The following is a 21,768-nucleotide window of genomic DNA, read 5'->3' on the forward strand; positions in this document are numbered from 1 at the left end:
GTGCCCGCCGCAGTCCGCGGCGGGCCATCCGTGTGTTGAAAAGGAGAAATCATTATGAGCATCATGTTGCTGCAGGGGGCGGTGGAACAGGGCTTTATCTATGCGCTGGTCGCCCTGGCGCTGTATCTGTCCTACCGGACGCTGGACATCGCGGACCTGACCACCGACGGTACCTTCGTGCTGGGCTGCGCGGTGAGCGCTTCGCTGGCCAGCCTGGGCCAGCCGGTGCTGGGCCTGGTGGGCGGCTTCGGCGCAGGCCTTCTGGCGGGCTTTGTCACCGCATTTCTGCATACCCGGCTCAAGATCCAGGCGATTCTGGCGGGCATCATCACCATGACCGGCCTGTACACCGTGAACCTGTGGGTCATGGGCGGCCGGGCGGATCTGCCTTTGTTGAAGGTGGATACCATCTTTACCTACACCCAGAGCCTTCTGGGCGAAAGCTACGGCAAGCTGATCACCGTGGCCCTCATCACCTGTGTGGTGGGTGTGCTGCTGGCGCTGTTTTTGAAGACTCAGCTGGGCCTTTCCATCCGTGCCACCGGCGACAACCGGGACATGGTCTCCGCCTCCTCCATTGACCCCTCCTTTACCATTACTGTGGGTCTGTGCCTGGCCAACGGCCTCACCGCCCTGGCGGGCGGCGTGCTGGCCCAGTACCAGATGTCCAGCAACCTGAGCCTAGGCACCGGCGTGGTGGTTATCGGTCTGGCCAGCCTGATCATCGGCGAGGTGGTGGTGCGCCGGGGCGGCGTGGGCCGCTGCATCGCCGGGGCCATCGTGGGCTCGGTGATCTACCGGGTGCTGATGGTGTTCGCGCTGCGCGCCAGCGCCAATCCCGCCAACCTGAAGCTGATCAGCGCGGTGATCGTGGCGGTGGCCATCGGCTGGCCCGCCCTGGCGGACCGGCTGCGGCTGGAAAAGCGCAAAGCCGCCGCAAAACAGAAAGGGGGCCGTTGAGATGCTGTATCTGGAAAATCTGAGCAAAACCTTTGCGCCCGGCACCGTGAATGAAAAGCATGCGCTGAACGGGCTGAGCCTGCATCTGGAGCCGGGGGACTTTGCCGCCATTGTGGGGTCCAACGGCGCGGGCAAGAGCACCCTGTTTGGCGCCATCGCGGGCAGCTTCTTCACCGACAGCGGCCGCATTGTGCTGGACGGCCAGGACATCACCTTTGAAAAGGAGCACCGGCGCAGCCGACAGATCGGCCGCCTGTTTCAGGACCCGCTGCGGGGCACCGCGCCCCGCATGACCATCGAGGAAAATCTGGCTCTGGCCTATCTGCGGGCCAGCGGCAAGGGGGCCAGCTTCGGCCGCATCGGCAAGGCCGAGCGGGCCCTGTTCCGGGAAAAGCTGGCCGGTCTGGGCCTGGGTCTCGAGGACCGGATGAGCCAGCCGGTGGGCTTACTCAGCGGCGGCCAGCGCCAGGCGCTGACCCTGCTCATGGCAACGCTGGTCACCCCGAAGCTTCTGCTGCTGGACGAGCACACCGCCGCGCTGGACCCGGCCACCGCCGACAAGGTGCTGGAGCTGACCCGGCGCATTGTGGCGGAAAACAAGATCACCTGCCTGATGATCACCCACAACATGCAAAGCGCCCTGGAGCTGGGCAACCGCACCCTGATGATGGATTCTGGCCGCATCGTGCTGGACCTGAAGGGAGAGCAGCGGGCCGGGCTGTCGGTGGAGGACCTGCTGCGTCTGTTCCGGGAGAACGCGGGAAAGCAGCTGGACGACGACCGCATCCTGCTTTCCGGCGAATAAGCATAACAGAAAATCCCCCTGGAACCAAAAGTTCCAGGGGGATTTTTGTTGGAAACGATCAGGGCTCGTAGCCCTCCAGGGTGGCCTTGATGGAATCGCCGAAGCCGGAGGAGTAGACCACCGAGCCGTCCTTCAGCATCCACATGGCCTCCACGCCGTCCAGGCTTTCCACCAGGGCCTGGCCGTCCTCCAGAGTCAGGCAGAACAGGCCGGTGGACAAACAGTCGCCCAGGCCGGAGTCCGGCACCAGCACCGCCACGGCGGAGAAGTGGTCCGCGGGCATCAGGGTGTCCGGGTCGATGATGTGGTTGTAGCGCTCGCCATCCACCTCATAGAAGCGCTGGTAGTCGCCGCTGGTCACCAGGGCCATGTCCTCCATGTAAACGGACACCAGGTAGGGTGCGTCGTTCACCACCTGACCGGCCAGCTCCGCCGAGGCCCAGGGGTCCTGGATACCGGCGGTCCAGCGGGAGCCATCCGGCTTGTGGCCGATGGTGCGCACGTTGCCGCCCACGCTCAGAATGGCGCTGGAAAGGCCACGCTCCTCGGCGGCCCGGGCTACCATCTCCACCGCGTAGCCCTTGCCCACGCTGCCCACGTCCAGCTGCAGCTGGTCATCGGCAAAGTAAACGGTACCGGCCTCTTCGTCCAGCACCAGATCGTCGATGCTGCAGTGCTCGTTGGCAGCGGTCAGCTGGTCCATAGGGGGCAGCTGGGCGCTGTCCGGGTCGTTGAGGCCGGACTCCCGGTAGTCGTGCCAGATGCTCAGCACCGCGCCGAAGGCCACGTTCATCTGGCCGCTGGTGGTCTTGTACATCTCCTTGGATTCCACCAGCAGGTCCATGATCCGGTCATCCACCTCCACCGGGCCCTGGGCGGCGCTGTGGTTCAGGTCGTACAGGTTGGTCACGCCCTCGTAGTGGTTGTAGATGTCGTACAGCTGGTGGTATTCGGCCAGATCCTGGTGCAAAGCGTTCATCTGCCGGTCCCATTCCTCCTCGCTGGGGGCGTAGCCGATCACGGTGGTCACGGTGTCGAACACATCATACCAGCTGGCGGTGTATTTCTCCCAGCCGGCCATGGCCGGGTCGGCGCTGGCCGAAGCAGCCTGGGAGGCGGAAGCGGACGTGGAAGCGGGGCTGCCGCAGCCGGCCAGCGAAGCAGCCAGCAGCACGGCGGCGCATCCCGCGCAGAGAAGGCGTTTTACCATAGCAACAAAAGATCCTCCGTGTGAAGATTCGGGCCGTGCGTCCAAAAGCGGGCCCGGGCAGAAAAACAGAAAACGGCCAGACCGCCGGGGCCTGGCCGTTTTTTCATTTTAGCAGATCACGCCGTGATGCGCAAGCTGTTGATCAGGCCAGAGCCTTCTCCACAGCAGCGTTGAAGTCCAGCACGTTCATGGTGCAGGAAGCAGCGATGTCGGCGTCGGTGGGACCATTGTGGCCCTCAGCGTCGGTCTCAACAGCAGCCACGTCGGCAGCGGTCTTGCCAACCAGCCAGGCAGCGTAGGCGTTGGCCTGCTCGTACCACTCCTTGCCGATGCCGGAAGCGCCCTTCATGTTGTACTCTTCCTTCAGATCCTGCTTGGAAACGATGTCACCCTTGGAAGTAACCTCGCCGGCCTCGGTCACGTCGAACTTGGCCTGAGTGCAATCCCAGATGCTGCTGGTGATCTTGCCGTCAGCGTCGGTGGTCACGGCAGCGTAGGTGGTATCGGTCTGAACCAGGCCCTCGCCCTCGTTGTCGGCGGGCAGCTTGGAGGAGTCCATGTTGGTGGACAGACCCAGGGCCAGGGTGTCGTCAGCGGAAGCGCCCAGAACCTGAGCGTTCTCGGTAGCCTGAGCAATGGCCTCGATGAAGTCGGTCACGCTCATGGTGCAGGAAGCAGCGATGTCGGCGTCAACAGGGCCGTTGTGAGCATCGGGATTGGTCTCGATGGCGCGAACTTCCTCAGCGGTCATGCCAACCACGTACTCAGCGAAGGCGTTGGCCTGCTCGTACCACTCTTTACCGATGGGGGAAGCGCCCTTCATGTTGTACTCTTCCTTCAGCTCCTGCTTGGACTTGAAGGTAGCGGTGGTGTCGAAGGAACCGTCAGCATTAACGGGAACCTTGTTCTGGGCAACATCCAGCTTGCAGCTGATGATCTTGCCGTCCTCGCCAACCAGAACGGCGGCGGCGGTGCTGTCCACCTGAGCGTTGCCGGCAGCGTCGGCGTCAGCGTCAGCCACGGTGGTGTTGGAAACGATGGCCATACCGGTCTTCACGCCAGCCTCGGTGGCAGCAGCCTCAGAGGAAGCAGCCTCGGAGGAAGCGGCCTCGGAAGAAGCAGCAGTGGAAGAAGCGGTGGAAGTGGAAGTAGCGGTGCTGGAAGAAGCGCCGCCGCAGGCTACCAGGCTGAAAGCCAGGCAGGCAGCCATGACCAAAGCAATAGCTTTTTTCATGATGTTGTTACTCCTCTCGATAATAAAATCGCACAAACACGCCCCGCCTGTACTGTGGCGGGAAACAGCTTTATTATAATTTCCTGATAGATGTTTGTCAATGTAAAAGGGCACTGTAAAAAATGACAGTTTGGTTGCAAAATGCATAAAACCATGCGCATTTTGCATAAAATATAAGATTATTGCTCTTTTTGTGCAACTTCTGCGGCAGCGCGGGCGGCAAAGGCCTCCCGTTCCCGAACCAGTTCGGCCAGCAGAGCCGCCAGGGTCCAGCCCTGATTGGTGGGGGTAACCATCGCCTTCAAAGGGATGGAAACACCCCCGGCCTGCAGCCGGGTCAGAAAGGAATCCAGCCGGGAGCGGTCCAGCCCGTTCATGATGAGGGCGGCAGGCCAGTCTCCGGTCAGGGCGGGCGCGCTGGCGGGGCCGGGGCCGCCGCACAGGCTTGCAATGGTGCGGCCGGTGTCGGCGGGGGTCACCGGGGTCAGGGTCAGACCCTCGGCCCGGCAGGCGTCGGCCAGGGCGGCAAAGCCGGGTTCGGTGTCGGGGTAGTTCCAAACCAGCGCACAGGGCGCCAGCGGACGGATGCGTGCTTTCATGAAAGGCTCCTTTCGCCTCCGGGGAGGCTTCAAACATAGTTTGTGTGGGTTACGGGGCGTTTATGCGGGGCGCTCAGTTCATTTCCTTGCCGAAGAAGGCGGCTTCACGGCTGATGTCCTGCATCAGGGCATCGAACTGGGGGCAGGTCAGGCTCTGGGCGCCGTCGCACTTGGCCCGGGCCGGGTCGTTGTGTACCTCGATCATCAAACCGTCCGCACCGGCGGCCACTGCGGCCTTGGCCAGCGGTTCCACCATCCAGTTGATGCCCGCCGCATGGCTGGGGTCGATGACCACCGGCAGATGGCTCATGTGCTTGAGCATGGGCACGGCGGAGATGTCCAGGGTGTTGCGCATGCTGTTCTCGAAGGTGCGGATGCCTCGCTCGCACAAAATCACCTGCTCACAGCCCTCGGCCATGATGTACTCGGCGCTCATCACGAACTCCTCCAGCGTGGCGGAAAGGCCCCGCTTGAGCAGCACCGGCTTGCCCATGCGGCCCACCGCCTTGAGCAGCTCGAAGTTCTGCATGTTCCGCGCGCCCACCTGAATCAGGTCCACGTCCTCGAACAGAGGGATGTGCTCGGTGTTCATGATCTCGGTCACGATGGGCATGCCGGTCTTGGCCCGGGCGTGACGCAGCAGCTCCAGGCCCTCGGCCCGCATGCCCTGGAAGGAGTAGGGGGAGGTGCGGGGCTTGAAGGCGCCGCCGCGCAGCAGGCTCGCGCCGCTGGCCTTCACCTCATTGGCCACCAGGCAGATCTGCTCCTCGCTCTCCACGCTGCAGGGGCCGGCGATCACCGCGAAGTGTCCGCCGCCGATTTTGGTGCCGCCGATCTGAACCACGGTGTCCTGGGGGTGGAACTTGCGGTTGGCCTTTTTGTAGGGCTCGGAGATGCGGCGAACCTGGTCCACCGCCGGGTTGGCCAGCACCCAGCTCTCGGCCACGGCCTTGGTGTCGCCCACCAGGCCCAGAATGTGCTCCTGCTCACCCAGGCTTTCGTGGATGGAAAGGCCCATGGCCTCCAGCTCGGCGCGGAGCGCGCGCACCGCGGATTCGTTTGCGTCCTTTTTCAAAATGATGATCATGTCAAACACTCCTCTATGTAAGATGAAAGGGGCAGGCCCGAAAAGAAAAAAGCCGGGGGCCTGCTTGCTGCAAGCCCCCGGCTGGGTCGTACCGGCAAAACCGATGCGAGGCGCGTTATACCGCCCGGGAATGTTCACAGCAAACCAAGACCTTGCCATAAAAAGCAAAGCCATAATAATAGTTTGCGGTAAACAGTCGAGCCATAAGAAAATATCCTCGCATTTGGTTAAGTTAGGCCTAGCATACCACCGGGAAAAGCGGTTGTCAAGAAAAAATTTATCCGGCTAAAGCGGCGCGGGGCGGTTGCGGGAAAAAAGCGAACGCATTATAATAGGTGAAAAACAAGGGCGATTCCGCATCATTCCGGGCGGTGCTGCCCAAACGCCAAAAGGAGGCATGAGCCATGGCAGCCAAGCAGACCAAAACCAACGCCATGCGCAAGCTGGAAACCGAGAAGGTGGCCTACACCTTCCATGAATACGACCACGAGGACGGCGCCATCGACGGGGTGTCGGTGGCAAGCAAGCTGGGGCAGGACCCGGCCCGGGTGTTCAAGACTCTGGTCACCCAGGGGGCGAGCAAGAATTTTTATGTGTTTGTGATCCCGGTGGCCGCCGAGCTGGACCTGAAAAAGGCCGCGAAGGCGGTGGGGGAGAAGAGCGTGGCCATGCTGCACGTGGCGGACCTGCTCAAGACCACCGGTTATATCCGGGGCGGCTGCAGCCCGGTGGGCATGAAAAAGCAGTTTGTCACCGTGATCGACGCCTCCGCTCAGGACAAGCCCACCGTGATGGTGAGCGCCGGGCGCATTGGCGCCCAGGTGGAGCTGGCCCCCGCCGATCTGGCCCGGGTGACCAAAGCTCGCTTTGAAAGTATTACATTTGCGTGAAAATAATACAGCATAAGTAATACTACGACGGTTGACAATTGGTAAATACGCCAAAAAACAATGGGGAATATTCAACAACCCGGCGAAACTTCTGAAAATGGAATCACGGGGTGCAAAGCGGTTGCATTTTGTCGGCCGGGCCTGCTAAACTAGGATTGTAAAATTCTTGTTAGGGGGTGCACCCATGAAGCGCGGATTCATTGAGATGAAGGGTTACAAAGCCGGTTTTGCAGCGCTGTTTGGGGAGAAAAGCACCCATAACGCAATCCTTGCCGAATAAAGGGCCGTAGTGCATGCGCACTGCGGTCTTTTTCGTTGGCGTTTCACCTGGGAGGGTTTCAAAACATGGAACAGAAAAAAGTAGCGATCCTGATGGGCAGCGACAGCGACTGGCCGGTGGTCAAGGCCGCCGCAGCCGAGCTCAAGCGCCTGGGCATCCCCTGCGAGGCGCACATCCTCAGCGCCCACCGCACCCCGGCGGCTGCCGCTGAATTTGCCAAAAACGCCCGTGCCGCGGGCTTCGGCGCCATCATCTGCGCCGCAGGCATGGCCGCCCATCTGGCGGGCGCCATCGCCGCCAACACCACCCTGCCGGTGATCGGCATTCCCATGAAGGGCGGCGCAGTGGACGGTCTGGACGCCCTGCTGGCCACGGTACAGATGCCCAGCGGCATCCCGGTGGCCACCGTTGCCCTGAATGGTGCCAAGAACGCCGCCATCCTGGCCGCTCAGATGCTGGCCATCACCGACGAAGCCCTGGCCGCCAAGCTGGACGCCGACCGGGCCGCCATGGCCCAGCAGATCGCCGCCAAGGAAGAGAAGCTGCAGGCCGAGCTGGACGCGCTGTAAGGCGGAGCTTTTTCAAAACGCTTTTATTATTTTATTTTTAATTGATTGTATCAAAAGGAGCAGAGAATCATGAACAAGCTGGAGCAGTTGTACGAAGGTAAAGCCAAGAAAGTATTCGCCACCGAGGACCCCAACCTGGTCATCGTGGATTACAAGGATGACGCCACCGCAGGCGACGGCGCCAAGAAGGGCACCATCCGCGGCAAGGGCGTTGTGAACAACAAGCTGTCCAACAACCTGATGAAGATGCTGGCCGAGCAGGGCGTGCCCACCCACTTTGTGGAGGAGCTGAGCGACCGTGAGACCCTGGTGAAGAAGGTTTCCATCGTTCCCCTGGAGGTCATCGTGCGCAACGTGGCCGCGGGCAGCTTCTCCAAGCGCTACGGCGTTGCCGAGGGCACCGTGTTCAAGGCTCCCACCCTGGAGTTCAGCTACAAGAACGACGATCTGCACGATCCCCTGATCAACCACTACCATGCTCTGGCTCTGGAGCTGGCCACCCAGGAGGAGATCGACACCATCTCCGCCTACGCCTTCAAGGTGAACGAGATCCTGAGCAAGTACCTGCTGCAGTTCAACATCCGCCTGATCGACTTCAAGTTGGAGTTCGGCCGTCTGGCCGACGGCACCATCGTGCTGGCCGACGAGATCAGCCCCGACACCTGCCGCTTCTGGGACGCCACCACCGGCGCTCACCTGGATAAGGACCTGTTCCGCCGCGATCTGGGCGGTGAGGAAGAGGCCTACCAGGAAGTGATGAAGCGCCTGCTGGGCTAAGGCAGCACCGCACGATTCACCGCTACCGCCACCGGAAAGGCTGCGGTATTGCCCAAGAGAAAGGAAAGGCCGATGTTCGATTACCTGGAAAGCAAAATCCACGATGAATGCGGCGTGTTCGCCGTTTACAGCCGCGACGAGGACATGGACGTGGTAGCCGATACCTACTACGGCCTGTACGCGCTGCAGCACCGCGGCCAGGAGAGCTGCGGCATCGCCGTGAATGAGGACGGCGTGATCCGCAGCCACAAGGACCTGGGGCTGGTGAACGAGGTGTTCACCCCCGAGGTGATCCGCCGCCTGGGCAAGGGTCAGATGGCCCTGGGCCACTGCCGCTACGCCCCCTACAAGGACCGCACCCGCTCCAGCAGCCAGCCCATGCTGGTCCGCCACATCAAGGGCACCATGGCTCTGGCCTTCAACGGCCAGCTCACCAACGCGGTGGAGCTGCGGGAAGAGCTGGAGCTGAAGGGCGGCATCTTCCACACCACCAGTGACATTGAGGTCATCGCCTACGCCATCACCCGGGCCCGGCTGAACGCCGGAAGCATCCAGGAGGCGGTGGAAAAAGCGGTGGACCGGCTCACCGGTGCGTACTCCCTGGTGGTCATGAGCCCCCGCAAGATCGTGGCGGCCCGCGACCCGCAGGGTATCCGCCCCCTGTGCCTGGGCAAGATTGGCAACAGCGATGTGATCGCCAGCGAGAGCTGCGCCATCCACGCGGCGGGCGGCGAGTTCGTGCGGGACATCGCCCCCGGCGAGATTGTGGTCATCGACGAGGAGGGCGTGCACAGCATCGCCCATGCCTGCGGCCAGAAGACCGGCCTGTGCGTATTTGAGTATGTGTACTTCGCCCGGCCCGATTCCGTGATCGACGGCGCTTCCGTCCACCGTGCCCGCCGCCGTGCGGGCGCCTTCCTGGCGCTGGAGCATCCGGTGCAGGCGGACGTGGTCATCGGTGCGCCGGACTCCGGCCTGGACGCTGCCCTGGGCTACGCCCAGCAGAGCGGCATCCCCTACGGCATCGGCTTTTTGAAGAACAAATACATCGGGCGCACCTTCATCCAGCCCAGCCAGAAGCTGCGGGAGAACACCGTGCGCATCAAGCTGAACCCCATCGCGGACACCGTGGCCGGCAAGCGTGTGGTGCTGGTGGACGACTCCATCGTGCGCGGTACCACCTCCAAGCAGATCGTACAGCTGCTGCGTGAGGCGGGCGCCACCGAGGTACACTTCCGGGCCTCCAGCCCCAAGTTCCTCTACCCCTGCTACTTCGGCACCGATGTGGACAGCCAGAAAAACCTGATTGCTGCCAACTACACCACCGAAGAGATCGCACAGCAGATCGGGGTGGACAGCCTGGGCTTCCTGAGCATCGAGAGCGTGAAGAAGATTGCCGAGGGCTGCAAGCTGGACTTCTGCGTGGGCTGCTTTACCGGCGAATACCCGGTGGAGCCCCCCAAGCGGGAATTTGAGGACAAATACTCCCAGAAGCTGAACAGCAACGACTAATGAATGAATCGCCGGGGCCATTTTTCCGTGGCCCCGGCCTTGCCCGTGAAATGGGCGGTATAAGGAGGAACAAATGGAAAAGAGCTTTTCTGCCAGCTACGCTGCCGCCGGTGTGGACATCACCGCCGGTTACAAGGCCGTGGAACTGATGAAGCAGCATGTGGCCCGCACCGTGATCCCCGGCGTGATGGGTGGTCTGGGCGGCTTCGGCGGTCTGTTTGAGCTGGATTGCACCAACATGCCCCACCCGGTACTGGTTTCCGGCACCGATGGCGTGGGCACCAAGCTGAAAATCGCCTTCCTGATGGACAAGCACGATACCGTGGGCATCGACTGCGTGGCCATGTGCGTGAACGACGTGGTCTGTGCCGGCGCCAAGCCCCTGATCTTCCTGGATTACATCGCCTGCGGCAAGAACGTGCCTGAGCGCATTGCCCAGATGGTGGCCGGTGTGGCCGAGGGCTGCGTACAGGCAGGCTGCGCCCTGGTGGGCGGCGAGACCGCCGAGATGCCCGGCTTCTACCCGGAGGACGAGTACGACCTGGCGGGCTTCACCGTGGGTGCTGTGGACAAGAGCAAGATCCTGTCCAACGAGGCCATGGTCCCCGGCGATGTGATCATCGCTCTGCCCTCCTCCGGCGTACATTCCAACGGCTTCTCTCTGGTGCGCCGGGTCTTTGATCTGGAGAACCATCCCGAGGTGCTCAAGGAGTACCACGAGGAGCTGGGCTGCACTCTGGGCGAGGCCCTGCTGGCGCCCACCCGCATCTACGTGAAGCAGGTTCTGGCCGTGATGGACCAGATCGCCGTGAAGGGCGTGTCCCACATCACCGGCGGCGGCTTCTACGAGAACATCCCCCGCAGCCTGAAGGCGGGCTGCAAGGCCGTCATCAAGAAGGAAGACGTACGCACTCCCGCTCTGTTCGGCTTCATCCAGAAGGCGGGCAACATCCCCGAGCGTGACATGTTCAACACCTTCAACATGGGCGTTGGCATGATTCTGACCGTAGCCAAGGAAGACGCGGACAAGGCCCTGGCCATCCTGAAGAAGCAGGGCGAGGACGCCTACATCCTGGGCGTGATCGGCGAAGGCGAGGGCGTGGAGTTATGCTGAACATCGCGGTTCTGGTCTCCGGCGGCGGCACCAACCTGCAGGCCATCCTGGACAGCCAGGCCCGGGGGGACATCCCCCACGGCCGGGTGAGCCTGGTGGTTGCATCGAGGCCCGGCGTTTACGCGCTGGAGCGGGCCGAAAAGGCCGGCGTGCCCGGCGTGGTGGTACGCCGCAAGGATTACGAGAGCAGCGAGGCCTTCGACGCGGCCCTGCTGAACGTTTTGAAGGAAAACCACATTGACCTGGTGGTGCTGGCGGGCTTTCTGTCCATTCTGGGGCCCAGTGTCATCGCCGCCTACCCGGAGCGCATCCTGAATGTGCACCCCAGCCTGATCCCCAGCTTCTGCGGCGAGGGCTTCTACGGCCTGCGGGTGCATGAGGCGGCCCTTGCCAAGGGCGTGAAGGTGACCGGCGCCACCGTGCATTTCGTGAACGAGATCTGCGACGGCGGCCGCATCCTCAAGCAGAAGGCCGTGGAGGTGCAGCCCGGCGATACCCCGGAGATTTTGCAGCGCCGGGTGATGGAGCAGGCGGAATGGATCATCCTGCCCGCCGCTATCGCAGAGGTCTGTGAGGAATACGATAAGTAAATTTAGTCTATATCATACGATTTGGAATATGGAGGCCAAGATGGAACAGCTGGATCTGTACAAACTGGTGAACGAAAATGCCTACCCCGGTCGGGGCATCGTGCTGGGCCTTGCCCCCAGCGGCAAGAAGGCGCTGATCGCCTACTTTATCATGGGCCGCAGCGCCAACAGCCGCAACCGTGTGTTTGACCCGGTGCCCGAGATCGGCGGCATCCGCACCCTGGCGGCCGACCCCGCCAAGCTGGAGGACCCCAGCCTGATCATCTACAACCCGGTGCGCACCGTGGCGAATGCCCACATCGTGACCAACGGCGACCAGACCGACACCGTGTATGAGTTCATGGCCCGGGGCGAGCGCTTTGAGGATGCCCTGCGCACCCGCACCTTCGAGCCGGACGGCCCCAACTGGACCCCCCGCATCAGCGGCCTGGTGGAGCTGGAGGACGGCAAATGCAGCTACAAGCTGTCCATCCTGAAGAGCGCCGATGGCAACGGCGAAAGCTGCCGCCGCTACTTCTTCGAGTACCCCATCCCGGTGGCGGGCGAGGGCCACTTCATCCACACCTATAAGTGCGATGGCAACCCCATCCCCAGCTTTGAGGGCGAGCCCGAGAAGGTTGCCCTGCCCGAGGAGGCCGAGGAGCTGGCCACCCGCCTGTGGGAGAACCTGAACGAGGACAACAAGGTCAGCCTGTTCGTGCGTGCCATCGACCTGGCCACCGGCGAGACCGAAGACGTGATCATCAACAAGTACGACGCTGTTTGCGACGAAGAATAAGGGGGAGAACGATACCATGACCGAACTGGAACTGAAATACGGCTGTAACCCCAACCAGAAGCCTGCCCGCATCTTCATGAAGGAGGGCGAGCTGCCGGTGACCGTTTTGAACGGCAAGCCCGGCTACATCAACTTTCTGGACGCGCTGAACTCCTGGCAGCTGGTCAAGGAGCTGAAGCAGGCCACCGGCCTGCCCGCCGCTGCTTCCTTCAAGCATGTTTCCCCGGCGGGCGCGGCCCTGGGCCTGCCCCTGGACGACACTTTGAAGAAGATGTACTTCTGCGAGGGCCTGGAGCTGAGCCCCCTGGCCTGCGCCTACGCCCGCGCCCGCGGCGCCGACCGCATGAGCAGCTTCGGCGACTGGATCGCCCTGTCTGACGTGTGCGACGAGAGCACCGCCAAGGTCATCCAGCATGAGGTGACCGACGGCATCATCGCCCCCGGCTACACCGACGAGGCCCTGGCCATCCTGAAGGCAAAGCGCAAGGGCAATTACAACATCGTGCAGATCGACCCGGACTATCAGCCCGAGCCCATCGAGCGCAAGCAGGTTTACGGCATCGTGTTCGAGCAGGGCCGCAACGAGCTGAAGATCGACGAGAGCATGCTGGAGAACCTGGTCACCGATAACAAGACCCTGACTGCCGAGCAGAAGCGGGACCTGATGCTCTGCCTGATCACCCTGAAGTACACCCAGTCCAACAGCGTGTGCTACGCCCAGGGCGGCCAGGTGATCGGCGTGGGCGCCGGCCAGCAGAGCCGCATCCACTGCACCCGTCTGGCCGGCAACAAGGCCGACATCTGGCAGCTGCGCCATCATCCCAAGGTGCTGGCCCTGCCCTTCCGGGAGGACGTTTCCCACCCCAACCGGGACAACGCCATCGACGTTTACATCAGCGACGAGTACGAGGATGTGATCGGCGACGACGTGTGGGCCGAGACCTTCACCGAGCAGCCCGCCCCCCTCACCACTGAGGAAAAGAAGGCCTGGCTGGCCCAGGTGAAGGGCGTGGTGCTGGGCAGCGACGCCTTCTTCCCCTTCGGCGACAACATCGAGCGCGCCCGCCGCAGCGGCGTGGAGGCCATTGTGCAGCCCGGCGGTTCCATCCGGGACCAGCAGGTCATCGACACCTGCAACAAATACGGCATCGCCATGGCCTTCTGCGGCATCCGTCTGTTCCACCACTAAGGAGCACCGGCTGCGCGCCGCACAAATTTGTGCATTGGGCTTTTGGCCCTGACTGGATTTTGCTATAATAAAGCCAGACGACCATAAGAGAGCATGAAAAGGCCGTCTGGCTTTTTGAATGCTCCACACTTGCCTGCATGGAACGAAAGAGGGAATCAAGCGCATGAAAATATTGGTTGTGGGTGGCGGCGGCCGCGAGCACGCCATCGTGAAAAAACTGAAGGAGAGCCCCCTTTGCACCGAGCTGTGGGCGGCCCCCGGCAACGGCGGCATCGCCTGCGACGCCAAATGCAAGAACATTCCGGCCACTGACATCGAGGCCCAGGTTGCCTTTGCCAAGGAGGAGGGCTTTGACTACGTGGTGGTCGCGCCGGACGATCCGCTGGCCCTGGGCCTGGTGGACAAGCTGGCCGAGGCGGGCATCCCGGCCTTTGGCCCCAGCGCCGCCGCGGCCCGCATCGAGGCCAGCAAGGTGTTCAGCAAGGACCTGATGAAGAAGTACGGCATCCCCACCGCGAAGTACGAGGTGTTCACCGAGGCCGATGCCGCCATGGCCTACATCAAGGCCGAGGGCAGCTATCCGGTGGTCATCAAGGCGGATGGTCTGGCGCTGGGCAAGGGCGTGCTGATCTGCCAGAATGAGGCCGAGGCCGAGACCGCCCTGCACGAGATGATCGACGAGAAGAAGTTCGGCGCATCCGGTACCCGGGTGGTGGTGGAGGAGTTCCTCACCGGCCCCGAGGTGAGCGTGCTGGCCTTCGCCGACGGCGAGACCTTGAAGCCCATGGTCTCCAGCATGGACCACAAGCGCGCGCTGGACGGCGATGAGGGCCTGAATACCGGCGGCATGGGCACCATCGCCCCCAACCCCTGCTACACCCCTGAGGTGGCCGAGGAATGCCGCAAGCAGATCTTCGAGCCCACCATGAAGGCCATGCAGGCCGAGGGCTGCCCCTTCAAGGGCTGCCTGTACTTCGGCCTGATGATCACCCCCAAGGGACCCCGGGTGATCGAGTATAACTGCCGCTTCGGCGACCCCGAGACCCAGGTGGTGCTGCCCCTTCTGGACAGCGACCTGCTCCAGATCATGCTGGCCTGCACGAGCGGCACCCTGGCGGACACCCAGGTGAAGTTCAAAAACGAGAGTGCCGCCTGCGTGATTCTGGCCAGCGGCGGCTACCCCGAGCACTACGAAAAGGGCAAGGAGATCACCGGCCTGGAAAACGGCCAGGTGCCCGGCAGCGACGTGGTGGTCTACCATGCCGGTACCGCCGAGAAGGACGGTAAGCTGGTGACCAGCGGCGGCCGCGTGCTGGGTGTGAGCGCCACTGCTCCCACCCTGGAAAAAGCGCTGGAAAAGGCCTACGCCGCCAGCGAGCAGATTCATTTTGACAAGCTGCACAAGCGCGCCGACATCGGCCGCCGTGCCCTGAACGCCTTAAAAGGAGAGTGAACCCATGGTATACCGCATCTATGTGGAAAAGAAGAAGGGCTTTGACCACGAGGCCCAAAACCTGCTGGGCGAAGTGCACGGCCTGCTGGGCATCCAGTCGGTGACCGGCCTGCGCATTCTGAACCGTTACGACGTGGAGGGCGTGAGCGAGGAGCTGTTCCGCAGCTGCATCCCCACCGTGTTCAGCGAGCCCCCTGTGGACGACACCTGCGACCACTGCCCCGAGGCGGACGTGGTGTTCGCGGTGGAATACCTGCCCGGTCAGTTCGACCAGCGGGCCGCTTCCGCCAGCGAGTGCATCCAGCTGATCAGCCAGGGCGAGCGCCCCACCGTGCGCACCGCCCGGGTGTATCTGATCACCGGCAACCCCACCGAGACGGAGCTGGCTCAGATCAAGAAGTATGTCATCAACCCGGTGGAGGCCCGCGAAGCCAGCCTCTCCCGCAAGGACACCCTGCAGATGGAGTACCCCACTCCCAGCACCGTGGAGACCCTCACCGGCTTCTGTGAGCTGGATGAGGAGGGCCTGGCCAACTTCGTGAAGGAGAAGGGCCTGGCCATGGACGAGGCGGACATCGCCTTCTGCCAGAACTACTTTCGGTTTGAAAAGCGGGACCCGACCATCACCGAGATCCGCATGATCGACACCTACTGGTCCGATCACTGCCGCCACACCACCTTCGGCACCATCCTGGACGAGATCGAGATCCGGGACGTGCAGGTGAAGAAGGCCTTCGATCACTACCTGGCCATGCGCAAGGCGGTGTATGCGGGCCGCAAGAAGAACATGTGCCTGATGGACCTTGCCACCATCGGCGCCAAGTACCTGGCCAGCATCGGCAAGCTGAAGAACCTGGACGAGTCCGAGGAGATCAACGCCTGCACCGTGAAGATTAAGTGCGATGTGGACGGCGAGGAGCAGGACTGGCTGTATCTGTTCAAGAACGAGACCCACAACCACCCCACCGAGATCGAGCCCTTCGGCGGCGCGGCCACCTGCATCGGCGGCGCCATCCGTGACCCCCTGTCCGGCCGCAGCTACGTTTACCAGGCCATGCGCGTGACCGGCGCGGGCGACCCGCTGGTTCCGGTGAGCGAGACCATGGCGGGCAAGCTGCCCCAGCGCAAGCTGGTCACCACCGCCGCCGCCGGTTACTCCAGCTACGGCAACCAGATCGGTCTGGCCACCGGTCAGGTGGATGAGCTGTACCACCCCGGCTACGTGGCCAAGCGCCTGGAGATCGGCGCTGTGGTTGGCGCGGCTCCCGCCTCCAACGTGCGCCGTGAGGTGCCCGCTGCCGGCGATATCGTGGTGCTGCTGGGCGGCGCCACCGGCCGCGACGGCTGCGGCGGCGCCACCGGCTCCTCCAAGGCCCACAAGCTGGAGAGCCTGGAGACCTGCGGCGCTGAGGTGCAGAAGGGCAACGCCCCCATCGAGCGCAAGCTGCAGCGTCTGTTCCGCCGTCCCGAGGCCACCCGTCTGATCAAGCGCTGCAACGACTTCGGTGCGGGCGGCGTGTCCGTTGCCATCGGTGAGCTGGCCGACGGCCTGGCCATCGACCTGGATGCCGTGCCCAAGAAGTACGAGGGCCTGGACGGCACCGAGCTGGCCATCAGCGAGAGCCAGGAGCGTATGGCCGTTGTGCTGGCGCCCCAGGACGTGGAGGCTTTTGTAAAGCTGGCCAATGAGGAAAACCTGGACGCCACCGTGGTGGCCACTGTCACCGAGGACCCCCGCCTGACCATGACCTGGAAGGGCAACACCATCGTAAACATCAGCCGCAACTTCCTGAACTCCAACGGCGCCGAAAAGCGCGCCCGGGTTCTGGTCTACGACTGCCAGGACTACAAGGTGGACTGGAAGGGCGACACCTGGGCCGAGAAGATGCAGAATCTGGTCACCGACCTGAACGTCTGCAGCAAGAAGGGCCTGTCCGAGCGGTTCGACTCCACCATCGGCGCGGCCACCGTGCTCATGCCCTTCGGCGGCAAGTACCAGCTGACCCCCGCCCAGGCCATGGCAGCCAAGCTGCCGGTGCCCGGCGAGACCACCACCTGCAGCGGTATGGCCTGGGGCTACAACCCCTATCTGATGGAGAAAAAGCAGTACAGCGGCGCGTACCTGGCCGTTGTGGAGAGCGTCTCCAAGCTGGTGGCCAGCGGCTTCCGCTATGAGGACGCCTACCTGACCTTCCAGGAATACTTCGAGCGTCTGGGTGACGCCCCCGAGCGCTGGGGCAAGCCCTTCGCCGCCCTGCTGGGCGCCCTGATGGCCCAGGTGGACCTGGGCGTGGCCGCCATCGGCGGCAAGGACAGCATGTCCGGCAGCTTCGAGAACCTGGATGTGCCTCCCACGCTGGTGAGCTTCGCCACCGCCATCGGCAATACCAAGAATGTGATCAGCCCCGAGTTCAAGGCCGCGGGCAGCAAGGTGGTCTGGCTGTATCCCGAGTATCAGGATAAGCTGGAGCTGCGCCCCGAGCCCCACAGCCTGAAGAAGCTGTACAAGAAGGTGGAGGAGCTGATCGCCTCTGGTAAGGTGAAGGCCGCCTACACTCCCGGCTACGGCTGCGCTGCCGAGGCAGTGTTCAAGATGTGCCTGGGCAACCGGCTGGGCTTCGCGCTGGATGCCGCCCGTGACCCGGAGAACCTGTTCCATCCCGCCTACGGCAGCTTCATTCTGGAGGTTGAGCCGGAGCTGGAGCTGGACGAGGGCGTTGTTCTGGGCACCGTCACCGAGACCTACGCGCTGAAGATCGCTGGTGAGACCATCGATCTGGCCGCTCTGCAGGAGGCCTGGGAGCGCAAGCTGGAGCCGGTGTTCCCCTATCGCAAGGCGGGCGCCACCGTGGACAAGATCAGCTGCGAGGCCACCGAGCGCAAGGCTCCGGCCATCGGCATCGCCAAGCCCAAGGTCATCATTCCCGTATTCCCCGGCACCAACTGTGAGTACGACACCGCCCGCGCCTTTGCCCGCGCCGGTGCGGACCCGAAGGTGCTGGTCATCAACAACCTGAGCGCCTCGGCGGTTGCCGAGAGCTGCGCCGCCCTGACCCAGGCCATCCGGGAGAGCCAGATCGTGATGCTGCCCGGCGGCTTCTCCGGCGGCGACGAGCCGGACGGCAGCGCCAAGTTCATCACCGCCTTCCTGCGGGCTCCTTCCGTCACCGAGGCGGTCCACGAGCTGCTGCAGAAGCGCGACGGCCTGATGCTGGGCATCTGCAACGGCTTCCAGGCCCTGATCAAGCTGGGTCTGGTGCCCTATGGCGAAATCCGCCCCATCACCGCGGAATGCCCCACCCTGACCTTCAACACCATCAACCGCCACCAGAGCATGCTGGTGAACACCCGCATCGCCTCGGGCAAGAGCCCCTGGCTGAGCCGCTGCAGCGTGGACGAAGTTCACACCATCGCCATCAGCCACGGCGAGGGCCGCTTCGTGGCCAGCGATGAGGTGGTGAAGAGCCTGATCGAGAACGGTCAGGTGGCCACCCAGTATGTGGACGCGGCGGGCCAGCCCACCATGGACCTGCGCTACAACCCCAACGGCAGCGTGCTGGCCATCGAGGGCATCACCAGCCCGGACGGCCGCGTGCTGGGCAAGATGGGCCACACCGAGCGCAGCGGCGACGAGCTGTACAAGAACGTGCCCGGCAACAAGTACCAGCCCCTGTTCGAGGGCGGCGTGGATTACTTCAAGCTGTAAGCCCAAAAAACAAGTCGGGCGGGCGAGGCCTTATGCGCCCCGCCCGCCCTTTATGAGAAACCAGAGAAAGGGGAACCACTATGTCCCACGATAAATACATCTCTCCCTTCGAGACCCGTTACGCCTCCCCCGAGATGCAGTACATCTTCTCGGAGGACAACAAGTTCCGCACCTGGCGCCGGCTGTGGATCGCCCTGGCCAAGGCCGAGAAGGCCAATGGCCTGAACATCACCGACGAGCAGATCGCCGAGCTGGAGGCCCACAAGGACGACATCAACTACGAGGACGCCATCCGCCGCGAGAAGGAATGCCGTCACGACGTGATGAGCCATGTGTACGCCTACGGCCTGCAGTGCCCCCATGCCAAGGGCATCATCCACCTGGGCGCCACCAGCTGCTACGTGGGCGACAACACCGACGTGCTGGTGATGAAGGAAGGCCTGGAGCTGGTGCAGAAGAAGCTGGTGGGCGTGATGGCTCTGCTGGCCAAGTTTGCCGACCAGTACAAGGAGATGCCCGCCCTGGCCTACACCCACCTGCAGCCCGCTCAGCTCACCACCGTGGGCAAGCGCGCCAGCCTGTGGCTGAATGAGCTGTACATGGACTATGAGGAGATCACCAACCGGATGAACGCCCTGGCCCTGCTGGGCAGCAAGGGCACCACCGGCACCCAGGCCAGCTTTGTGGAGCTGTTCGAGGGCGACTCCGCCCGCATCAAGGCGGTGGAGGCCTCCATCGCCGCCGAGCTGGGCTTCGACAAGGTGGTTCCCGTGTCCGGCCAGACCTACAGCCGCAAGGTGGACTTCCAGGTGCTGAGCGCACTGTCCGGCCTTGCCCAGAGCGCCATGAAGATGTGCACCGACATCCGCATCCTGGCCAACTTCAAGGAGATGGAGGAGCCCTTTGAGAAGAACCAGATCGGTTCCTCCGCCATGCCCTACAAGCGCAATCCCATGCGCTGCGAGCGCGTCTGCGCCCTGGCCCGCTACCTGATGGTGGACATCCTGAACCCGGCCTTCACCGCCGGTACCCAGTGGTTCGAGCGCACCCTGGACGACTCTGCCAACAAGCGCATTGCCGTGGCCGAGGCCTTCCTGGCCGCCGATTCCATCCTGAACATCCTGCTCAACGTCTGCGACGGCCTGGTGGTTTACCCCAAGGTCATCCGCAGCCGGGTGATGGCCGAGCTGCCCTTCATGGCTGCCGAGAACATCATGATGAGCGCCGTGAAGAAGGGCGGCGACCGTCAGGAGCTGCACGAGAAGCTGCGCCAGCACTCCATCGCCGCCGCCGCGCAGGTGAAGGAGGAGGGCAAGCCCAACGACCTGATCGACCGTGTGGTGAACGACGCCAGCTTCGGCCTGACCCATGCCGACATCGACGGCGTTCTGGTGCCCGAGCACTTCACCGGCCGCAGCGCCCAGCAGGTGGAGGAGTTCCTCAACGAGGTCATCCGCCCCGTTCTGGCCGCTCACCCCGAGGCTGCCGGCCAGCATGCCGAGCTGAACGTCTGATCTTGCAGGCGCAGCGGCTCCGGCTGACATAAAACGAAAAAACGCCCTCTGCTCTTTCGAAAGCAGAGGGCGTTTTGCATACAGGGAAGGGAATACAGCCTCAGGGACGGCAGCCCAGGGCGATGCGCAGCAGAAGGGCGTAATCGTCCAGCGAGCGGATCAGATCATACTCGCCGCCCCGCTTGGCCCAGTCGGACCCGTGGCCGCGCACCGAGATCATCACCATGCGGGCACACTGCTCCGGCGGGAAGGGGCAGGTGAACCGGCCGCTGGCCGCGCCCCGGATCATCAGCTCCTCCAGAATCCGGCTGATGGGCCGGCTCTCGGAAAGATAGTTGCGCTTGGCGTCGTGGGCCGGTGCGCTGGTCAGGCAGCGGCAGACCCCCGCGCCCACCCGCTGGCAGTAAACGCCGTAGCTGTGGATGAACCGGTCCAGATTGGCCGCCTCATCCGGCCCGAAGCGGGGGAGCACTTCCTGCTGGTAAAAATCGTCGATGCCCGCGAAAAAGGCCAAAAGCAGATCGGCTTTTTCCGGGAAATAGTGATAAAAGGTGCCGGTGGATATGCCAAGACTGGTGCAGATGCCCCGCACGGTCAGGTTTTCGTAGCCCACCTGATCGATCATGGGGTAGATCTGTTCCAGCAGTTCCTGGCGGCGGGCGTTCTTTTTGACCGCTGTCCGCATGGGGCGAGACCTCCTTTTCTGGCGCAAACACGCATACCGGCGCTTTGCCGGCAAACCATGAACCTATTATAGAACAATATACACAGAAAAACAAATGTTTTGTGGAAATAAATTGAAATAATTCAAAAAGAAAACCGGAACGGACTCTTTTCGCCGGAATGTGCTATAATACGAGAGGCAATACCGCATTTATCCAGGTGGCGCAGCGCCGGAGCGTTCCGGCCTGGCAGGCTGCCGGAGGCCTTCCGGCGAAAAGGATGCGGTGCTGCAAACACAGAACAAACGGGCCCAAAGCGGCCCGAACAAAACAGAAAGGCGGGAAAAATGATGCGGGATCTGTGCCGGGTCGATCGAAAACTGAGTGAGGAGGATGCAAAGGAGGTACTGCGCAAGGCAAGCTTCGGCATGCTGGCCACCATCAACGAGGACGGCTGGCCCTACGCCGCGCCCATGGCCTTTGCCCTGGAGGGCGACACCCTGTACTTCCATTCGGCCAAGCGGGGCCAGAAGCTGGAGAACATCACCCGGGACGGCCGGGCCAGCTTCACGGCGGTGCTTTACGCCCACAACGTACCCGAGCGGTTCGAGGTGATCTACGCCAGCGCCATCGCCCAGGGCCCGGTGCGCATCCTCACCGAGGAGAGCGAGCGGATGGCAGCCATGCGGGCCATCTGCGAAAAATACTCCGCCGACCATGTGGACACCCCCGCCTATGAGCGTACTATGAAGGGCATGCCCGCGGTGGTCATGTTCGCGCTGGATATCCAGCAGCTGCGGGGCAAGGCCAACAAGGGCCGCCTGCTGGAGGATAACTGA

The 21,768-nt window shown here is 63.0% G+C and carries 19 protein-coding genes; 14 read left to right on the plus strand and 5 right to left on the minus strand.

Annotation, left to right across the window (positions count from 1 at the left end):
* Positions 1-54: 54 nt before the first annotated feature.
* Both PH256_RS05985 and PH256_RS05990 read left to right on the plus strand, forming a co-directional pair.
* Positions 55-960, plus strand: a complete 906-nt coding sequence (locus tag PH256_RS05985) for an ABC transporter permease (RefSeq protein WP_087183142.1) — start codon at positions 55-57, stop codon at positions 958-960.
* Between the two features lies 1 nt (position 961).
* The gene (locus tag PH256_RS05990) at positions 962-1,765 is read left to right on the plus strand and encodes an ABC transporter ATP-binding protein (RefSeq protein WP_270913388.1); all 804 of its coding nucleotides are present in this window, start codon (positions 962-964) and stop codon (positions 1,763-1,765) included.
* A 58-nt stretch (positions 1,766-1,823) separates the two neighbouring features.
* Here PH256_RS05990 and PH256_RS05995 read toward each other — a convergent pair whose 3' ends face one another.
* The 4 genes from PH256_RS05995 to aroF form a co-directional block, all read right to left on the minus strand.
* On the minus strand, positions 1,824-2,975 hold the full coding sequence (locus tag PH256_RS05995) for an FAD:protein FMN transferase (protein WP_270913389.1): 1,152 nt from the start codon (positions 2,973-2,975) through the stop codon (positions 1,824-1,826).
* 142 nt (positions 2,976-3,117) lie between these two features.
* The gene (locus tag PH256_RS06000; protein ID WP_270913390.1) at positions 3,118-4,209 is read right to left on the minus strand and encodes a hypothetical protein; all 1,092 of its coding nucleotides are present in this window, start codon (positions 4,207-4,209) and stop codon (positions 3,118-3,120) included.
* 179 nt (positions 4,210-4,388) lie between these two features.
* A complete protein-coding gene (locus tag PH256_RS06005) occupies positions 4,389-4,808 on the minus strand; it encodes a DUF3783 domain-containing protein (protein ID WP_270913391.1) in 420 nt (139 codons plus the stop codon).
* A gap of 73 nt (positions 4,809-4,881) precedes the next feature.
* A complete protein-coding gene (aroF, locus tag PH256_RS06010) occupies positions 4,882-5,895 on the minus strand; it encodes a 3-deoxy-7-phosphoheptulonate synthase (protein ID WP_270913392.1) in 1,014 nt (337 codons plus the stop codon).
* A gap of 404 nt (positions 5,896-6,299) precedes the next feature.
* Between aroF and ybaK the strand changes: the two genes are divergently transcribed.
* The 11 genes from ybaK to purB all read left to right on the plus strand — a co-directional run bounded on the left by ybaK (position 6,300) and on the right by purB (position 20,267).
* On the plus strand, positions 6,300-6,785 hold the full coding sequence (ybaK, locus tag PH256_RS06015) for a Cys-tRNA(Pro) deacylase (RefSeq protein ID WP_087183147.1): 486 nt from the start codon (positions 6,300-6,302) through the stop codon (positions 6,783-6,785).
* Positions 6,786-7,130: 345 nt separating this feature from the next.
* Positions 7,131-7,634 carry a 5-(carboxyamino)imidazole ribonucleotide mutase gene (gene purE, locus PH256_RS06020; RefSeq protein WP_270913393.1) on the plus strand — a complete coding sequence of 168 codons (504 nt, stop codon included), beginning with the start codon at positions 7,131-7,133 and terminating at the stop codon, positions 7,632-7,634.
* A 69-nt stretch (positions 7,635-7,703) separates the two neighbouring features.
* Positions 7,704-8,411 carry a phosphoribosylaminoimidazolesuccinocarboxamide synthase gene (gene purC, locus PH256_RS06025; RefSeq protein WP_270913394.1) on the plus strand — a complete coding sequence of 236 codons (708 nt, stop codon included), beginning with the start codon at positions 7,704-7,706 and terminating at the stop codon, positions 8,409-8,411.
* A gap of 72 nt (positions 8,412-8,483) precedes the next feature.
* Positions 8,484-9,923: an amidophosphoribosyltransferase gene (purF, locus tag PH256_RS06030; protein ID WP_270913395.1), complete on the plus strand. Its 1,440-nt coding sequence runs from the start codon at positions 8,484-8,486 to the stop codon at positions 9,921-9,923.
* 73 nt (positions 9,924-9,996) lie between these two features.
* Positions 9,997-11,037, plus strand: a complete 1,041-nt coding sequence (gene purM, locus PH256_RS06035; protein WP_087183150.1) for a phosphoribosylformylglycinamidine cyclo-ligase — start codon at positions 9,997-9,999, stop codon at positions 11,035-11,037.
* On the plus strand, positions 11,031-11,627 hold the full coding sequence (gene purN / locus PH256_RS06040) for a phosphoribosylglycinamide formyltransferase (RefSeq protein WP_087183151.1): 597 nt from the start codon (positions 11,031-11,033) through the stop codon (positions 11,625-11,627). Before purM ends, purN begins: the two co-directional genes overlap by 7 nt.
* Before the next feature lie 40 nt (positions 11,628-11,667).
* Positions 11,668-12,405 carry an IMP cyclohydrolase gene (locus PH256_RS06045; protein ID WP_270913396.1) on the plus strand — a complete coding sequence of 246 codons (738 nt, stop codon included), beginning with the start codon at positions 11,668-11,670 and terminating at the stop codon, positions 12,403-12,405.
* 16 nt (positions 12,406-12,421) lie between these two features.
* On the plus strand, positions 12,422-13,594 hold the full coding sequence (locus tag PH256_RS06050) for a phosphoribosylaminoimidazolecarboxamide formyltransferase (RefSeq protein WP_270913397.1): 1,173 nt from the start codon (positions 12,422-12,424) through the stop codon (positions 13,592-13,594).
* A gap of 163 nt (positions 13,595-13,757) precedes the next feature.
* Entirely contained in the window at positions 13,758-15,047 is a 1,290-nt protein-coding gene (gene purD, locus PH256_RS06055) for a phosphoribosylamine--glycine ligase (protein WP_087183154.1), read from the plus strand.
* Between the two features lie 4 nt (positions 15,048-15,051).
* Complete coding sequence (locus PH256_RS06060) at positions 15,052-18,753, plus strand: phosphoribosylformylglycinamidine synthase (protein WP_270913398.1); 3,702 nt, start codon at positions 15,052-15,054, stop codon at positions 18,751-18,753.
* Positions 18,754-18,833: 80 nt separating this feature from the next.
* A complete protein-coding gene (purB, locus tag PH256_RS06065; protein WP_270913399.1) occupies positions 18,834-20,267 on the plus strand; it encodes an adenylosuccinate lyase in 1,434 nt (477 codons plus the stop codon).
* Positions 20,268-20,367: 100 nt separating this feature from the next.
* Here purB and PH256_RS06070 read toward each other — a convergent pair whose 3' ends face one another.
* Complete coding sequence (locus PH256_RS06070; protein WP_058962830.1) at positions 20,368-20,952, minus strand: TetR/AcrR family transcriptional regulator; 585 nt, start codon at positions 20,950-20,952, stop codon at positions 20,368-20,370.
* Between the two features lie 324 nt (positions 20,953-21,276).
* Between PH256_RS06070 and PH256_RS06075 the strand changes: the two genes are divergently transcribed.
* Complete coding sequence (locus tag PH256_RS06075; RefSeq protein ID WP_087183157.1) at positions 21,277-21,768, plus strand: pyridoxamine 5'-phosphate oxidase family protein; 492 nt, start codon at positions 21,277-21,279, stop codon at positions 21,766-21,768.

It is taken from the genome of Allofournierella sp. CML151 (assembly GCF_027853465.1).
In the GTDB taxonomy this organism is placed as follows: Bacteria; Bacillota; Clostridia; order Oscillospirales; family Ruminococcaceae; genus Allofournierella.

Bases quoted from the DNA above. Each gene is read 5' to 3' on its own strand.
- PH256_RS05985 (WP_087183142.1), top strand. From the start codon at position 55: ATGAGCATCATGTTGCTGCAGGGGGCGGTGGAACAGGGCTTTATCTAT.
- PH256_RS05990 (WP_270913388.1), top strand. From the start codon at position 962: ATGCTGTATCTGGAAAATCTGAGCAAAACCTTTGCGCCCGGCACCGTG.
- PH256_RS05995 (WP_270913389.1), bottom strand. From the start codon at position 2,975: ATGGTAAAACGCCTTCTCTGCGCGGGATGCGCCGCCGTGCTGCTGGCT.
- PH256_RS06000 (WP_270913390.1), bottom strand. From the start codon at position 4,209: ATGAAAAAAGCTATTGCTTTGGTCATGGCTGCCTGCCTGGCTTTCAGC.
- PH256_RS06005 (WP_270913391.1), bottom strand. From the start codon at position 4,808: ATGAAAGCACGCATCCGTCCGCTGGCGCCCTGTGCGCTGGTTTGGAAC.
- aroF (WP_270913392.1), bottom strand. From the start codon at position 5,895: ATGATCATCATTTTGAAAAAGGACGCAAACGAATCCGCGGTGCGCGCG.
- ybaK (WP_087183147.1), top strand. From the start codon at position 6,300: ATGGCAGCCAAGCAGACCAAAACCAACGCCATGCGCAAGCTGGAAACC.
- purE (WP_270913393.1), top strand. From the start codon at position 7,131: ATGGAACAGAAAAAAGTAGCGATCCTGATGGGCAGCGACAGCGACTGG.
- purC (WP_270913394.1), top strand. From the start codon at position 7,704: ATGAACAAGCTGGAGCAGTTGTACGAAGGTAAAGCCAAGAAAGTATTC.
- purF (WP_270913395.1), top strand. From the start codon at position 8,484: ATGTTCGATTACCTGGAAAGCAAAATCCACGATGAATGCGGCGTGTTC.
- purM (WP_087183150.1), top strand. From the start codon at position 9,997: ATGGAAAAGAGCTTTTCTGCCAGCTACGCTGCCGCCGGTGTGGACATC.
- purN (WP_087183151.1), top strand. From the start codon at position 11,031: ATGCTGAACATCGCGGTTCTGGTCTCCGGCGGCGGCACCAACCTGCAG.
- PH256_RS06045 (WP_270913396.1), top strand. From the start codon at position 11,668: ATGGAACAGCTGGATCTGTACAAACTGGTGAACGAAAATGCCTACCCC.
- PH256_RS06050 (WP_270913397.1), top strand. From the start codon at position 12,422: ATGACCGAACTGGAACTGAAATACGGCTGTAACCCCAACCAGAAGCCT.
- purD (WP_087183154.1), top strand. From the start codon at position 13,758: ATGAAAATATTGGTTGTGGGTGGCGGCGGCCGCGAGCACGCCATCGTG.
- PH256_RS06060 (WP_270913398.1), top strand. From the start codon at position 15,052: ATGGTATACCGCATCTATGTGGAAAAGAAGAAGGGCTTTGACCACGAG.
- purB (WP_270913399.1), top strand. From the start codon at position 18,834: ATGTCCCACGATAAATACATCTCTCCCTTCGAGACCCGTTACGCCTCC.
- PH256_RS06070 (WP_058962830.1), bottom strand. From the start codon at position 20,952: ATGCGGACAGCGGTCAAAAAGAACGCCCGCCGCCAGGAACTGCTGGAA.
- PH256_RS06075 (WP_087183157.1), top strand. From the start codon at position 21,277: ATGATGCGGGATCTGTGCCGGGTCGATCGAAAACTGAGTGAGGAGGAT.